General features: G+C 65.1%; 16 protein-coding genes. 12 read left to right on the forward strand and 4 right to left on the reverse strand.

What is annotated here, in order from left to right:
* Positions 1-22 precede the first annotated feature (22 nt).
* Complete coding sequence (gene nemA, locus ACYVG8_RS01600) at positions 23-1,129, forward strand: N-ethylmaleimide reductase (protein WP_112692170.1); 1,107 nt, start codon at positions 23-25, stop codon at positions 1,127-1,129.
* Between the two features lie 32 nt (positions 1,130-1,161).
* Here nemA and ACYVG8_RS01605 read toward each other — a convergent pair whose 3' ends face one another.
* Positions 1,162-1,752 (reverse strand): lysophospholipid acyltransferase family protein, encoded by a 591-nt coding sequence (locus ACYVG8_RS01605; RefSeq protein WP_028497587.1) that lies wholly within the window; start codon positions 1,750-1,752, stop codon positions 1,162-1,164.
* 210 nt (positions 1,753-1,962) lie between these two features.
* Between ACYVG8_RS01605 and ACYVG8_RS01610 the strand changes: the two genes are divergently transcribed.
* A complete protein-coding gene (locus ACYVG8_RS01610) occupies positions 1,963-2,214 on the forward strand; it encodes a DUF2325 domain-containing protein (protein ID WP_051528577.1) in 252 nt (83 codons plus the stop codon).
* 13 nt (positions 2,215-2,227) lie between these two features.
* Here ACYVG8_RS01610 and ubiE read toward each other — a convergent pair whose 3' ends face one another.
* From ubiE to queA, 3 genes are read right to left on the reverse strand one after another with little or no spacing between them, the layout of a single operon-like run.
* Positions 2,228-2,962, reverse strand: coding sequence for a bifunctional demethylmenaquinone methyltransferase/2-methoxy-6-polyprenyl-1,4-benzoquinol methylase UbiE (ubiE, locus tag ACYVG8_RS01615; RefSeq protein WP_028497586.1), 735 nt, complete (start codon positions 2,960-2,962; stop codon positions 2,228-2,230).
* 2 nt (positions 2,963-2,964) lie between these two features.
* Entirely contained in the window at positions 2,965-3,336 is a 372-nt protein-coding gene (locus ACYVG8_RS01620) for a gamma-butyrobetaine hydroxylase family protein (RefSeq protein ID WP_028497585.1), read from the reverse strand.
* A complete protein-coding gene (gene queA / locus ACYVG8_RS01625; RefSeq protein WP_460744934.1) occupies positions 3,333-4,361 on the reverse strand; it encodes a tRNA preQ1(34) S-adenosylmethionine ribosyltransferase-isomerase QueA in 1,029 nt (342 codons plus the stop codon). The genes ACYVG8_RS01620 and queA overlap by 4 nt, the downstream gene beginning before the upstream one ends.
* A gap of 227 nt (positions 4,362-4,588) precedes the next feature.
* Between queA and aroQ the strand changes: the two genes are divergently transcribed.
* The 10 genes from aroQ to parE all read left to right on the forward strand — a co-directional run bounded on the left by aroQ (position 4,589) and on the right by parE (position 15,444).
* Positions 4,589-5,056, forward strand: a complete 468-nt coding sequence (aroQ, locus tag ACYVG8_RS01630) for a type II 3-dehydroquinate dehydratase (protein ID WP_028497583.1) — start codon at positions 4,589-4,591, stop codon at positions 5,054-5,056.
* 47 nt (positions 5,057-5,103) lie between these two features.
* Complete coding sequence (gene accB, locus ACYVG8_RS01635) at positions 5,104-5,559, forward strand: acetyl-CoA carboxylase biotin carboxyl carrier protein (RefSeq protein ID WP_028497582.1); 456 nt, start codon at positions 5,104-5,106, stop codon at positions 5,557-5,559.
* A 210-nt stretch (positions 5,560-5,769) separates the two neighbouring features.
* The gene (gene accC, locus ACYVG8_RS01640; protein WP_028497581.1) at positions 5,770-7,125 is read left to right on the forward strand and encodes an acetyl-CoA carboxylase biotin carboxylase subunit; all 1,356 of its coding nucleotides are present in this window, start codon (positions 5,770-5,772) and stop codon (positions 7,123-7,125) included.
* Position 7,126: 1 nt separating this feature from the next.
* Complete coding sequence (gene prmA / locus ACYVG8_RS01645) at positions 7,127-8,023, forward strand: 50S ribosomal protein L11 methyltransferase (RefSeq protein WP_028497580.1); 897 nt, start codon at positions 7,127-7,129, stop codon at positions 8,021-8,023.
* 109 nt (positions 8,024-8,132) lie between these two features.
* Entirely contained in the window at positions 8,133-9,380 is a 1,248-nt protein-coding gene (locus ACYVG8_RS01650) for a DUF3426 domain-containing protein (RefSeq protein WP_460744935.1), read from the forward strand.
* 236 nt (positions 9,381-9,616) lie between these two features.
* A complete protein-coding gene (locus tag ACYVG8_RS01655) occupies positions 9,617-11,602 on the forward strand; it encodes a methyl-accepting chemotaxis protein (RefSeq protein ID WP_107889356.1) in 1,986 nt (661 codons plus the stop codon).
* A 107-nt stretch (positions 11,603-11,709) separates the two neighbouring features.
* On the forward strand, positions 11,710-12,201 hold the full coding sequence (locus ACYVG8_RS01660) for an RNA pyrophosphohydrolase (protein WP_028497577.1): 492 nt from the start codon (positions 11,710-11,712) through the stop codon (positions 12,199-12,201).
* An 81-nt stretch (positions 12,202-12,282) separates the two neighbouring features.
* Positions 12,283-12,837 (forward strand): thioredoxin family protein, encoded by a 555-nt coding sequence (locus tag ACYVG8_RS01665; protein ID WP_460744936.1) that lies wholly within the window; start codon positions 12,283-12,285, stop codon positions 12,835-12,837.
* A 16-nt stretch (positions 12,838-12,853) separates the two neighbouring features.
* The gene (locus ACYVG8_RS01670; protein WP_036384644.1) at positions 12,854-13,474 is read left to right on the forward strand and encodes a DUF2238 domain-containing protein; all 621 of its coding nucleotides are present in this window, start codon (positions 12,854-12,856) and stop codon (positions 13,472-13,474) included.
* The gene (parE, locus tag ACYVG8_RS01675; protein ID WP_460744937.1) at positions 13,474-15,444 is read left to right on the forward strand and encodes a DNA topoisomerase IV subunit B; all 1,971 of its coding nucleotides are present in this window, start codon (positions 13,474-13,476) and stop codon (positions 15,442-15,444) included. Before ACYVG8_RS01670 ends, parE begins: the two co-directional genes overlap by 1 nt.
* The last annotated feature ends 29 nt before the right edge of the window (positions 15,445-15,473 follow it).

Below are 15,473 nucleotides of genomic sequence, written 5' to 3' on the forward strand. Positions count from 1 at the left end.
GTCTATTTTCAGGACACCACCGATGAACGCCGACAAGTTGCTCACGCCGCTCACCCTGGGCGCAATCGAACTCCGCAACCGCATTGTGATGGCCCCGCTGACCCGCCTGCGCGCCATCGAACCGGGCGATATCCCGACTCCGCTGATGGCCGAGTACTACACCCAGCGGGCCAGCGCCGGCCTGATCATTACCGAGGCCGCGCAGATTTCGCCGGTCGGCAAGGGCTATGCCGGCGCACCGGGCATCTATGACGAAACCCAGGTCGCCGCCTGGAAGTACATCACTGATGCCGTCCATGAGCACGGCGGCCGCATGGCGATCCAGTTGTGGCACGTCGGCCGCATTTCGCACACCGCGCTGCAGCCCGGCCACGCCGCCCCGGTGGCACCGTCGGCGCTGGCTGCCGACACCCGCACCACCATTCGCGATGAAAACGGCAATCTGACCCGCGTGCCCTGCTCGGTGCCGCGCGCACTGGAAACCGCCGAACTGGAAGACCTGGTTGAAGACTACCGTCTGGCCACCGACCGCGCGCGCCGCGCCGGCTTTGACCTGATTGAAATCCATGCCGCACACGGCTACCTGTTGGCCCAGTTCCTGTCGCCGCAGTCCAATGTCCGCACCGACGCCTATGGCGGCAGTATCGAGAACCGGGCCCGGCTGACGCTGGAAGTGGTCGATGCGACCATCGCCGAGTGGGACAGCGCTCACGTCGGCATCCGCATTTCACCGCTGGGGATGTTCAACGGGCTGGACGATGCCGGGCAGGAAGAAATGGCCTATTACCTGGTCAGCGAGCTGGCGCGGCGCAATCTCGCCTACCTGCATATCTCGGAACCGGACTGGGCTGGTGGCCCGGCCTACAGCGAGGCGTTCCGCCGCGCGCTGCGCGACCGCTACCCGGGCAAAATTCTGGCCGCCGGCAGTTACACCACGGAAAAGGGCGAGAAGCTGATCTCGCAGGGGCTGATCGACGCCGCCGTCTTTGGCCGGCCGTTTATCGCCAATCCGGATCTGGTCGAACGACTGACCCTGGGTGCGCCGCTGAACGCCGTCGACGAAGCCACGGTGTATGCGTCGGGCGCCACCGGCTACACCGACTACCCGACCCTGTCCGCCCGGGCCTGAGCCCGGCATGACGCAAGACCGGCGCGGCCTCGTCAACCGGCCTTGCCGGTCTTGCCCCCCGGGTGACGCCCGGTCTTGTCCTGATAGAACGCGCGAATCTCGCGCATGTCGCGCTCGATATCGCCGGTCGGCTGGAACAGCGGGCCGAAGCCGGCGGTCTTGCTCGGGTAGTCCATATAGGCCATCAGGATCGGCACTTCGGCGCCGACGGCAATATAGTAGAAGCCGGTCTTCCATTCGGTGACGCGGTTGCGCGTCCCCTCCGGCGGAATGGCGACCACCAGCCGCTCGGAGCGACGGTAGACCTCGACCATCTGTTCGACCAGCGAATTGCGCTGGCCGCGCTGGACCGGAATCCCCCCGAGCCAGCGCATGATCGGCCCCATCGGTCCGCGAAACAGGCTGGCCTTGCCCATCCAGTAGATTTTCGCCCGTGCGGCGAAGCACATGCCGAGTGTCAGCGGAAAGTCCCAGTTGCTGGTATGTGGTGCGGCGATCAGCACATACTTGGGCTGATCGGGAAAGCGGCCAACCAGCTTCCAGCCACTGACGCGCAGCAGCACAATGGAAATCCAGGCGAACAGCGTGCGAATGACGGGGGTATCGAAAAGGGTGTAGTGCATCGGGTTCGGCCGAAGCCGCTCGGGTCGCAGTGGAAAAGGCGGCGGACTGTACCTGAAATCGCTTCGCCTGGTATTAACGACAGCACGCCCGCGACAGCGGGTTTGATCTTTCTCATATACCAGTTCTGAATTTGCAATCCATTTTTAATTGCATTTCAGAATATGAGCACTGCGTAGACTGGGGCTGTCAGTATTCGCGGAGATCCCGCCATGCGAGCCCTCATTGTCGGCGGCGACCATATCGAGCCCACCCGGCGCGCCCTGCAGGCGCAAGGTTTTCAGGACATCGTGCACTGGAGCGGCCGCAAGACCGGCGACCTGACCCGGCCGATGCCGGCCCGGGTCGGCCATATGGTCATCATGCTCGGCTACATCAACCACAACCTGGCCAGGCGCATGCGCCAGATTGCCCGGGCGCAGAACATCCGGCTCGATTTCGTCGGCCGCAAGGGACTGCACTAGCGACCGGCAGGCATCAGAACTTGTAGCCCTTGTGCAGCGCGACGATGCCGGCGCTGAGGTTGTGATAATCGACCTTGCCGAAGCCGACATCGAGCATCATCTGCTTCAGCGTTTCCTGGTCCGGGTGCATGCGGATCGACTCGGCCAGGTACTGGTAGCTGGCAGCATCGCCGGCAATCAGCTTGCCCATGATCGGCAGCGCCTTCAGCGAATACAGGTCGTAGACCGGCTTCAGCGGCGACCAGATGCGCGAGAACTCCAGCACCAGCAGCTTGCCGCCCGGCTTCAGCACCCGCAGCATCTCGGCCAGTGCCAGTTCCTTGTGGGTCATGTTGCGCAGGCCGAAGGCGACGCTGACCAGATCGAAGTAGTTGTCCGGGAACGGCAGCTTTTCCGCGTCGGCCAGCGCGACCGGCAGCACCGTACCCTCGTCCAGCAGCCGGTCACGGCCGACGGTCAGCATCGAGCTGTTGATGTCGGTCAGCCAGACTTCGCCCTGCTTGCCGACCCGTTTGGCCCAGCCGCGCGCCAGGTCGCCAGTGCCACCGGCGATATCGAGCACTTTCTGGCCCGGGCGCAGCCCGGCGGTATTCAGCGTGAAGTGCTTCCAGATCCGGTGCAGGCCACCCGACATCATGTCGTTCATCACGTCGTACTTGTTGGCGACCGAATGGAACACCTCGGCCACCTTGCCGGCCTTGGCATTTTCTTCGACGGTCTGGAATCCGAAATGGGTCTGCTTGTCCATGCTTACTCCCTGCTGGCGCCGGCGGCGGCGAGGCGGTCGAGATAGTGTTGCCAGTATTCGGCCTGCTTGAGGCCGAGCTCGTAAAGATAATCCCAGCTGTACAGCCCGGTGGAATGACCGTCGTCAAACACCAGCTTCAAGGCGTAGTGACCAACCGGTTCGAGATCGGTTATGGCCACGTGACGCTTGCCGACCTGCAGCGTTTCCTGGCCGGGACCATGGCCGCGGACTTCCGCCGACGGCGAGAACACCCGCAGGTATTCGCACGGCAGCTGAAAACGCGCGCCATCGTCGAAGGCGATTTCCAGTTGCGCGCTGCGCGTGTGCAGCACGATGTCGGTCGGGCGGGGAGAAGCAGGGGTCAGGCCGGTCATGCGCGGGTCTCCTTTTCCAGCAGCATGGCGTCGCCATAGCTGAAGAAGCGGTATTCCTGTTCCACCGCATGCCGGTATGCGCCGCGCAGGGTGTCGATGCCGGCAAAGGCACTGACCAGCATCAGCAGCGTGGATTTCGGCAGGTGGAAATTGGTCAGCAGGCGGTCGACCACCCGGAAGCGGTAGCCCGGCGTGATGAAAATGTCGGTCTCACCGCGGCCGGCGCGCAGCGCGCCGTCCTGGGCCGCCGCTTCCAGCGCGCGCATCGAGGTGGTGCCGACGGCAACCACGCGGCCACCGGCCGCATGGCAGGCGGCGATCGCGTCCACGGTCCCGACCGGAATCTCGAAGCGTTCGCTGTGCATCTTGTGTTCGTCGATATTGTCGACCCGCACCGGCTGGAAAGTGCCGGCGCCGACATGCAGCGTGACCGTCGCCGTGCCGATGCCGCGCGCGCGGATGGCGGCGAGGATCTCGTCGGTGAAGTGCAGACCGGCCGTCGGCGCCGCCACGGCGCCACGCTCGCGGGCATACACGGTCTGATAGCGCGACTCGTCGTCACCGCCGGCTGCCCGCTCGATATACGGCGGCAGCGGCAGCTTGCCGGCGTCGTCGAGGATCGCGTATACGTCGCGGTCGCCGAGGAAGCGCAGCAGGAACAGTTCGCCCTGGCGTTCGACCATCTCCGCCTCCCAGCGGTCGGCAAACAGCAGCCGGGTGCCCGGCTTCGGCGATTTGGAGGCGCGGACATGGGCCAGCGCATGGTGATCGTCGAGCACGCGCTCGACCAGCGCCTCGATCGCACCGCCACTGGCCTTGCGGCCGTACAGCCGTGCCTTGATGACGCGGGTATCGTTCATCACCAGCAGGTCGCCGGGGGCGAGCAGCCCGATAAAGTCGGGAAAGCGCAGGTCGCTCAGGCGGTCGCCCTCAACGTGCAGCAACCGGCTGTTGCCGCGCTGTTCGGGAGGAAACTGCGCGATCAGGCGCTCGGGAAGGTCGTAATCGAATTCGGAAAGCAGCATGGGGAACGGCACGGCCGGAAGGCAATCGCCGGATTATAACGTTTTGCCCGGTCCCTACCTGCAAAATGCCGCCATGACCCTGTTGCGAGTGCGGAGACGACGAGCGGGAAAATCGAGCAAATACTCTGAAAAATCAGGCCGGCAGCAGCATGGCGGTGACCATTTTCGAGTCACTTGTAACGGAAGTTGCTTGCCAGTTCGCGAACGTTTGCCGCAAAATCGCCGCCATGTCGACGACAAACCCCCGAAACCCCAGCCGCGTACTTGTGCTGCACGGACCGAACCTGAACCTGCTCGGCACCCGTGAACCCCAGCATTATGGCGCAGATACGCTCGCCGGGATCAATGCGCGTCTGATCGAGCGGGCCCGTGCCCGCGGCGTGGCCTGCGATACCTTCCAGTCCAATGCCGAGCACCTGCTGATCGAGCGCATCCACGCCGCCCGCGAGGACGGCACGGGGTTCATCGTCATCAATCCGGCGGCATTCACCCACACCAGCGTCGCCCTGCGCGATGCGCTTGCCGCTGTCGATCTCCCCTTCGTCGAGGTGCACCTCTCCAATGTGCACAAGCGCGAACCGTTCCGACACCACTCGTATTTCTCCGACCTCGCGGTCGGCGTGATCTGCGGGCTGGGTGCGCGCGGCTACGAATTCGCACTCGATATCGCCCTGGACTCGTTGGCGGCCCACTGAGCCATCCGCCCGGTGCGCCGCCCAAGCAAATCTTACGGGAATCCGCCATGGACCTTCGCAAGCTGAAAAAACTGATCGACCTCGTCGAGGAATCCGGCATCGCCGAACTCGAAGTTACCGAGGGAGAAGAAAAAGTCCGCATCACCCGCGTGCAGGCAGGCAACACTGTCAGCTACGCCGCACCGCCGATGGCGATGCAGGCCCCGGCACCGGCCGCCGCCCCCGTGGCAGCAGCCCCGGTGGTCGAGGCCAAGCCGGTCGTCGACGACACCAAGCTGATCAAGTCGCCGATGGTCGGGACTTTCTACCGCTCGTCCAGCCCGGGTTCGAAGCCGTTCCTCGAAGTCGGCCAGACGGTCAATGTCGGCGATACGCTGTGCATCATCGAAGCGATGAAGCTGATGAATGAAATCGAAGCGGACCGTTCCGGCGTGATCAAGTCGATCCTGGCCGAAAACGGCCAGCCGGTCGAATACGGCGAGCCGCTGTTCGTCATCGAGTAATTCCCGCGTGTGCAACGTGAACCCTGAGAAGGCGATGCCGCTGGCGGTGATTCTTCTGACGGTTCACGTTTCACGTTTCACGGATGCAGCCTGCAACCCCACTCGTCGCCGTCCCGGCGGTCCCGCTCCGGCATCCTGCCCGGACCGGACAGTCGGACCGACACCGGTCAGCGGTGTCGCGCCATGACGGACGAGTCGCGGAGACCCGCCATGTTTGAAAAAATCCTTATCGCCAATCGCGGAGAAATCGCGCTGCGCATCCAGCGTGCCTGCCGCGAAATGGGCATCAAGACCGTGGTCGTCCACTCCGAGGCCGACCGCGAAGCCAAGTACGTGAAGCTCGCCGATGAATCGGTGTGCATCGGTCCGGCCGCGTCCGCGCTGAGCTACCTGAATGTGCCGGCGATCATCGCCGCTGCCGAAGTCACCGATGCCCAGGCCATCCACCCCGGCTACGGCTTCCTGTCGGAAAACGCCGATTTCGCCGAGCGCGTCGAGCAGTCGGGCTTCGTCTTTATCGGCCCGCGTCCGGAAACCATCCGCCAGATGGGCGACAAGGTGTGTGCCAAGCAGGCCATGATCGAAGCCGGCGTGCCCTGCGTACCGGGCTCCGGCGGCGAGCTGCCGGATGATCCGGCCGAAATCACCAAGACGGCCCGCGAAGTCGGCTACCCGGTCATCATCAAGGCGGCCGGCGGCGGCGGCGGTCGCGGCATGCGCGTCGTGCATTCCGAAGCCTCGCTGATCAACGCGGTCAACATGACCAAGACCGAGGCCCAGTCCGCGTTCGGCAACCCGGCCGTGTACATGGAAAAATTCCTCGAGACACCGCGTCACATCGAGATCCAGGTGCTGGCCGACGAGTACGGCCACGCCATCTATCTCGGCGAACGCGACTGCTCGATGCAGCGCCGTCACCAGAAGGTCATCGAAGAAGCGCCGGCCCCCGGCATCACCGACAAGCAGCGCAAGCAGATCGGCGAAGCCTGCGCCGAAGCCTGCCGCCGCATCGGCTACCGTGGCGCGGGCACGTTCGAGTTCCTGTTCGAGAACGGCGAGTTCTATTTCATCGAAATGAACACCCGCGTCCAGGTCGAACACCCGGTGACCGAACTGATCACCGGCATCGACATCGTCCAGGAACAGATCCGCGTGGCCGCCGGCGAAAAGCTGCGCTACACGCAGAAGGACGTGAAGATCCACGGTCACGCCATCGAGTGCCGCATCAACGCCGAAGACCCGTTCACCTTCGTGCCGAGCCCGGGCAAGATCGAAAGCTATCACCCGGCTGGCGGCCCCGGCATCCGCATCGACTCGCACATTTACCAGGGCTATACCGTCCCGCCGTATTACGATTCGATGGTCGGCAAGCTGATCGCCTATGGCGACACCCGTGACCAGGCCATTGCCCGCATGCGCGTGGCACTGTCCGAACTGGCCATTTCCGGCATCAAGACCAATATTCCGCTGCACCAGGAACTGATGATGGACGCCGCCTTCCAGCGCGGCGGCACCAGCATCCACTATCTGGAGCACCGGCTTGCAGAACGAAACAAGAAGGGCTGACATGGCTTGGCTTCAAGTCTCTATCGACGCTGACAGCCGTATCGCTGAACGCTTCGCCGACGCACTGATGGAACTCGGCGCCCTGTCCACCGCCATCGAGGATGCGGCGGCGGGTACCGAATTCGAGCAACCGATCTTCGGTGAACCGGGCGAGCCGGTCGACCAGTTGTGGGACAAGAGCCGCATCATCGCCCTGTTCGACGCCGACGCCGACGTGGCGGTGATGATCGCCGCCGCGGCCGCCGAGGCCGGCATGGCCCTGCCGGCCTGGAAGGAAGAGACGGTCGAGGCGCAGGACTGGGTGCGGGTGACCCAGGCGCAATTCGACCCGATCCGCATTTCCGACCGGCTGTGGATCACGCCGACCTGGCATGAGTCGCCGGCGCCCGATGCCATCAACCTGGCCCTGGACCCGGGCCTGGCCTTCGGCACCGGCAGCCATCCGACCACGCGGCTGTGCCTGCAGTGGCTGGACGCCAGCATCACCGGCGGCGAGCATATCCTCGACTACGGCTGCGGCAGCGGCATCCTTGCCATTGCCGCGCTGAAGCTGGGCGCCGCCGATGCGGTAGGCATCGACATCGACAAGCAGGCCGTCACCGCCAGCAATGACAATGCGGCTCAGAACAGCGTCACCGCCACCTTCGGTCTGCCCGATACGCTGGTGGAGGCGTCGCAGTACGACGTGCTGCTGGCCAATATCCTCGCCAATCCGCTGCGTGTGCTCGGCGACCTGCTCGCCTCCCACGTGCGCCCCGGCGGCCGCATCGTGCTGTCCGGCATCCTCGACGAGCAGGCAGAGGAACTGTCCCGCCTGTACAGTCAGTGGTTCGACATGGATGCGCCGGTATTCGACGAGGGCTGGACCCGACTGACGGGTACCAGACGGAGTGTTTGATTACGCTGACATAATTGCAATGCGCCGCAGCCGAGCGGCGCATTTGCATTTATCGTACCCGCCTGTGTAACCTCATAAGCAAGAACCGAGAAAACCCATAGCTGACCCCATGTATACAACCCAATGCCCTCATTGCGACACCCGCTTCCGCCTGCAACCCGAACAGCTGGACGCTGCAGACGGGCTGGTGCGCTGCGGACGCTGCCGCACGGTGTTCAACGCCAGAGCGCATCTGGAAGAAGAGCCGGCAGCGGAAACGCCGGTCGAGCCCGACACGACCGCCCCGGCCGGCGCACGCGCCGAAGACTTTGCGACCCCCGGCACCGGATCAACCGCGCCGTGGGATGAAAACGCCCCGGCCAATGAGGCGCAACGGCTCGCGCATCGCATGCGCCAGGCCAAGTCGGGCGAATGGGCAGCCGAGCCGCTGAAAGCCTCCAGCGACGAAACCGAACTGGCACCGGCCGGCAGCTCGCACGATTTCGACCTCGACCTGCCCGACCTCGCCACCCTGTCGAGTTATGGCGAAGTCGAGACACCGCCCCCGCCGGCAGAGGAGCCGGAAGTGCCACCGCTGCCGCCGCTGCAGGAAGACCGGCAGCCGGAAGCGCAGCCCCCGGAACCCGAGACGCCGGTCAGGAATGAAGAGCCCGACTTCGCCAGCCTGCTCGACAGCCTGAAGACGCCACCCCGGGTCGAACCGGTCGTCGGCGCCGTCGTCAGCGCCACCACCGAGCCGGACTTCGACGTCAGGATCGGCGACCACAAGACTCCGCTGCGCGTCGATGACGAGCACACGCCGGTCCCGCTGCCGGAAGACCGGCCGGTGCGTCCCGCCCGCTCCGAAAAAGCCAGGAAGAAGACCGCCGGGCCGAAGCACAGCTTCGCCTGGCTGTGGCTGATCGGCGCCCTGCTGGCCGCCATCGCCCTGGCCGCCCAGCTGGTGTACCTGTTCCGCACCGAGATCGCCAGCCAGGTGCCGGGCGCCCGCGCGCCGCTGGAAGCCGCCTGTAAGGCGCTCGACTGCACGGTGCCCTTGCCGCGCCAGAGCGAGCTGCTGCGCACCGAGTGGTCGGAAATGAGCTTTATCCCGGAACAGAGCGCACTGGTGCAGCTGTCCGCCACGGTCATGAACCACGCCGACTACGACATGGACTGGCCGTACATGCAGGTCACGTTCAAGGACGCCTCCGAGCACGTGCTGCTGAAAAAGGTCTTCCCGCCGAAGGAATGGCTGCCTGCCGGCGAGCAGAAACAGCCGGCCTTTGCCGCCAACAAGGAGGTCAAGGTCAACATGCAATTGAACCTCGGCACCCTGCGTGCGCAGGGCTACAGCATCGCCTGGGTCTATCCGTAACATCTGGCCAAGGCAAATCCCGCTCCATCTGCTAGGATGAGCGGGATTTTTTTCACCTTTTGTTGACGAGAGTCATATTCCATTCGTCATAGTTAAAGCACGATGACCTATCTTGCGCCGGCACGGTCCTGACTTGTCTCATTCCCGACCGCTCCTGCGTTGCAGGGCAGTCCGAAGCAGCATGACCGATCCGGCACCGCCCGACTGCCGTCTCCGGCTCCGTCAGAGAATCCGCCATGCCCGACTTGTCCATTCGCACTCGTCTGTCCCTGCTGATCGCCGTGCCGCTGCTTGCACTGACCGGCTATGCCGGATACGACGCAAACAGAAGCTGGAACACCATCGAGGAGATGGCGTCGACATCGGCGCTGATCGCTTTCTCGACCGCCTCCGGTGACCTGGTCCATGCCCTGCAGGCCGAACGCGGCCGCTCGATCGGCTTCCTGAACGGCGACCCTGACCGCAAGCCGGTCGACGCGACCCGTGAGGACAGCGATCGCGCCAACGCCAACCTGCTCGATTTCATCCAGAATCGCCCGCTGCCGATTGCCATACAATCGAATATCGCACCGCTGAAAGCCAAGCTCGGCGAACTGGCCGCGCTGCGCGCCAGACTCGACGCGCGCCAGCTGCAGCCGGCCCAGGCGCTGGCGGCCTATACCGGCCTGATCGACGAGCTGTTCGCCTTTGTCGGCACACTGGAACATGCCACCCGCGACCCGGAGCTGTCCCGTGACACCACCGCGCTGCTCGGCCTGATGTGCCAGAAGGAATTCGCCGGCCGCGAACGCGCCACGCTGAACGGCGCACTGTCTGCCGGCCAGCTCGACACTGCCGCCCGCGACCGCATCATCGGCGGCATGGGCCAGCAGGCGGCCTGTGAGAAGCAGTTCGAGCGCGCTGCCGCGCCGGAAATGAGCGAGGTGTACAAGATCATCCAGGGCACGCCGGAATACCAGGGCGGGCAGAAGATGCGTGATTCACTGATCGTGCCGGGCGAAATCGCCGCCGTCGGCGTCAAGCCTGCCGACTGGTTCAAGGCCTCGACACTGCATATCGACGCGATCAAGGGCATGCAGGACACGCTGAGCCTGACCATGCAGGCCAAGGCCGACAGCCACCTGGCCGACGCTCGCCGCTCGCTGGCCATCACGGGCGGCATTACCGCGCTGCTGCTGGCCATCGTCATCGTCATGTCGCTGATGACGCTGCGCAGCATCCTCAAGCCGATCAACCAGCTGCGCCAGTTGATGGACGACATGGCCCGTTCGCTGAACCTGTCGCTGCGCACCGGCATGAAGGGCAAGAACGAAATCGCCGCCATGGCCGGCAGCTTCGACCGTCTGGCCGCCACCTTCGAGCAATCGCTGAGCGAAGTCGGTGACAACGCGGCCACACTGGCCACCGCCGCGCGCCAGCTTACCGCCATCAGCGCCCAGGCCTCCGAGGCCAGCAGCGCCCAGACCGAATCGTCGAACCGCATTGCCGATGCCGGCGAGGAAATGAGCCAGGGCATTGCCGAGGTCGTGCGCCATGCGCATGCCAGTCGCGACAATGCCGATGCCTCGCGCCGCCTGGCCGACGAGGGGGTCGAGCACATGAATGCCACCACCGCCGAAATTCGCCAGCTGGCCAGCCAGGTCAACGATGCCACCCAGCGCATCGAGGGCCTGCATGCCCGCTCGCAGGAAATCAGCCGCATTATCGTGACCATCCGTGAAATCGCCGACCAGACCAATCTGCTGGCGCTGAACGCGGCCATCGAAGCCGCGCGGGCCGGCGAGCAGGGCCGCGGCTTTGCCGTGGTGGCCGACGAAGTGCGCAAGCTGGCGGAACGCTCGAGCCTGGCCACGGTCGAAATTTCCACCCTGATCGGCGCCATTCGCACCGACACCGATGATGTCGCCGGGCAGATGAACGAGGCCAGCCAGCGCATGCACGACGGGCTGACCCTGCTCGACACCGTGCAGCAGACGCTGGGCCGCATCCGTGCCAGCGCCGAGGGCACGCTGGACAAGACCAGCGAGATCAGCAAGTCGATGCAGGAGCAGGAAGTGTCCAGCGACGCCGTGGCCCAGGGCATCGTCACCATTGCCGGCCAGATTGCGCAGACCGGCCAGCTGGTCAACGAAACGGCCGAGGTCGCCGGGGCGCTGGACGTGACCGCCGACCGCCTGATCGGGCTGGTCGGACGCTTCCGCCACGGCCAAATACAGGCTTGACAAAACGCCCCGCCGGTCTTTCCGCCGTTTAATCGTTCAGGCGCGTTGCTCCGGGCGGGGCTCTGTGAAAAAATCGACTCAATTCAACGGATTTTGGTTTTCTCACTATGCTGGACCGGGACGGCTATCGCCCCAACGTGGGAATTATCCTCTGTAACGCGAAAAATCAGGTGTTCTGGGGCAAGCGGGTGCGCGAGCACTCGTGGCAGTTTCCACAAGGGGGTATCAAACCGGGCGAAAGCCCGGAAGCGGCCATGTACCGCGAACTGATGGAAGAAGTGGGCTTGTCCCCTCATCACGTGAAGATCCTCGGTCGCACCCGCGACTGGATGCGTTATGAGGTACCGCCCAACTGGGTCCGTCGGGAATGGCGAGGCAGTTACAAGGGACAGAAACAGATCTGGTTCCTGCTGCGCCTGACCGGACGTGACTCCGACGTCTGTTTGCGGGCATCGAGCCATCCTGAGTTCGATGGCTGGCGCTGGAGCGACTACTGGTCGCCCATCGACAGCGTGATCGACTTCAAACGCGGCGTGTACGAATCGGCGCTGACCGAGCTCGCCCGTCTGTTGCGCGGGCTGGACGCCCGCCAGTCGTAGCGCCCTGCCCCCCGGCTTCCGGGAGGTTTATCGACCCGCCCGGCGTGGCGGTGCCGCGCCGATTGCGAAAAGGAGCTGTGCATGGCCCTGACCCCTTCTTCCATGCTGCCGCTCGGCTACCCGCTGCCGGCGTTCGAGCTGCCGGACGGCACCGGCCGCCGCTACCGCAGCGAGCAGCTTGCCGGTCCGGCCGGCCTGCTGGTCATTTTCATCTGCAACCATTGCCCTTATGTGAAGCACATCGACCCGGTGCTCGCCCCGCTGGGCGCGGTACTGGCGGCACAGGGTATCGGCATGGTCGCCATCTCCAGCAACGACGTGGCCGCCTATCCGGACGACGCGCCGGCGCGCATGGCGGAGACCGCGCACCTGCTCGGCTACACCTTTCCGTACCTGTATGACGAAGACCAGTCGGTTGCCCACGCCTTCCATGCCGCCTGCACCCCGGACCCGTACCTGTTCGATGCCGGCGGCCACCTGGTCTGGCGCGGCCAGCTCGATGCCAGCCGGCCCGGCAATGGCATTGCGGACGCCGCCGACCTCAGGCGCGCCGTCACCGCCATGCTGGCCGGCCAGCCGCCGCTGACCGAACAGAAGCCCAGCATCGGCTGCGGCATCAAGTGGCGCAAAGCCTGACCCTTTCCGGACATCCATGCTGAATACACCCCGCCCCCCGTACGGGCTGGCCGCGCTGGTCGCCGTTGTGGCGACCTGGTCGGCCATCCTGCCGTTCGACCGCCCGACCTGGTGGCTGGAAGTCGCGCCGGTACTGCTGGCCGCGCCGCTGATCGCCCTGAGCTGGCGCCGCTTCCCGCTGACGCCGCTGCTGTGCGCCGCCGTGGCGCTGCACATGATCCTGCTGTTGTATGGCGGCCACTACACCTATGCCGAGACGCCGTTCGGCAACTGGCTGCGCGAGCAGCTCGGTACCGAACGCAATCCGTTCGACCGCCTCGGCCACCTGGCGCAGGGCTTCGTGCCGGCACTGGTGGTCCGCGAGATACTGCTCCGCCGCTCGCCGCTGCACGCCGGCAAATGGCTGACCTTCATCACCCTGTCGATCTGCCTGGCCATCAGTGCCGCCTACGAACTGTTAGAATTCGCGGCGGCGATGGCCATCGGCCAGGGCGCCGACGAATTCCTCGCCACCCAGGGCGATCCGTGGGATACACAGTGGGACATGCTGTGCGCGCTGATCGGCGCGACGCTGTCACTGCTGTTGCTGTCACCACTCCACAATCACCAGATCGCGAAACTCCGTAGATTTTCCTGATGAGTCAGACTTACGACGAAAGTGCCGTCCGCGTCCTGAAGGGCCTCGAGCCCGTCAAGGAACGGCCGGGCATGTACACCCGCACCACCGACCCCACCCATATCTGCCAGGAAGTCGTCGACAACGCGGCGGACGAGGCGCTGGGCGGCTATGCGCACAAGATTGCCGTCACCGTACACACGGACGGCTCGCTGTCGGTCGAGGATGACGGCCGTGGCATTCCGGTCGGCCTGCATCCGGCCGAACACATTCCGGTAGTCGAGCTGGTGTTCACCCAGCTGCACGCCGGCGGCAAGTTCGACAAGACGGCCGGCGGCGCCTATGCGTTCTCCGGCGGCCTGCACGGTGTCGGCGTCTCGGTCACCAATGCGCTGTCGACCCGGCTGGAAGTCGAGGTCAAGCGCGACGGCGCGGTATGGCGCATCGTGTTCTCCGGCGGCGACGTCATCGAACCGCTGACGCAGATCGGTGAATGCGGTGCCCGGACCTCCGGCACCAGCGTCCGCGTCTGGCCGGACCCGAAATACTTCGAGAGCCCGCGCTACTCGATGACCGAGCTCGAACGCCTGCTGCGCGCCAAGGCGGTGTTGCTGCCCGGCGTGGCCGTGACGCTGACGATCGAAAAGGCCGACGGCAGCAGCGACACCCGTACCTGGCGCTATCCGGACGGACTGAAAAGCTATCTGGACGAGCTGTGCAACAGCGACGCGCCGCTGGCGCCGCCGTTCGCCGCCGAACACTATGCCGGCCCCGATCACGACACCTTTGCCGAGGGCGAAGGTGCGGCATGGGCCTTTGCCTGGTTCGAGGAAGGCACCGGCGGCGGCGAAAGCTACGTCAACCTGATCCCGACCGCCTCCGGCGGCACCCACGAGGCGGGGCTGCGCACCGGCGTGTTCGAAGCAATGAAAGCCTTCGTCGAGCACCATGGCCTGATGCCGCGCGGCGTGAAGCTGCTGGCGGAAGACGTATGGAGCCGCGCCCGCTATGTGCTGTCGGCCCGCGTGCTTGACCCGCAGTTCCAGGGCCAGACCAAGGAAAAGCTCAACAACCGCGATGCGCTGAAGCTGGTCTCGGCCATGGTGCGCGACCCGTTCGAGCACTGGCTGAACACCCATGTCGACGACGGCAAGAAAATCGCCGAGCTGGCCATTCGCCAGGCGCAGCACCGGCTGAAGTCCACGCGCAAGGTCGAAAAGAAAAAGGGCTCCGGCGTCGCCGTGCTGCCCGGCAAGCTGACCGACTGCGAGAGCGAGGACATCGAGCGCAACGAACTGTTCCTGGTCGAGGGCGACTCGGCCGGCGGTTCGGCCAAGCTGGCGCGAGACAAGGAAACCCAGGCCATCCTGCCGCTGCGCGGCAAGGTGCTGAACAGCTGGGAAACCGACCGCGACCAGCTGTTCGGCAATGCCGAAATTCATGATATCTCGGTGGCGATCGGCGTCGATCCGCATGGTGACGGCGATGCGCCGGACCTGTCCGGCCTGCGCTACGGCAAGATCGCCATCCTGTCGGATGCCGACGTCGACGGCTCCCACATCCAGGTGCTGCTGCTGACGCTGTTCTATCGCCATTTCCCGAAGCTGGTCGAACACGGCCATATCTACGTGGCACAGCCGCCGCTGTTCCGCGTCGACGTTCCCGGCCAGGGCAAGACCCGTCCGCCGCGCAAGTTCTACGCGCTGGACGAGGCGGAAATGGACGGCATCGTCGACCGGCTGCGCGCCGAGCAGGTGCGCGAAGGCAGCTGGTCGGTCAGCCGCTTCAAGGGCCTGGGCGAGATGAACCCGGAGCAGTTGCGCGACACCACCATGAATCCGGACACCCGCCGGCTGCTGCCGGTGCAGATCCGCACCGACGCCCACGACGACACCCGCAGGATGTTCTCGATGCTGATGGGCAAGGGTGAGGCCAGCAGTCGCCGCACCTGGATGGAAGCGCACGGCAACGAAGTCGAGACCGATATCTAGACTGCCGGTCACTGCGGGCGGCATGGCGC

The organism is Microvirgula curvata (assembly GCF_054781615.1).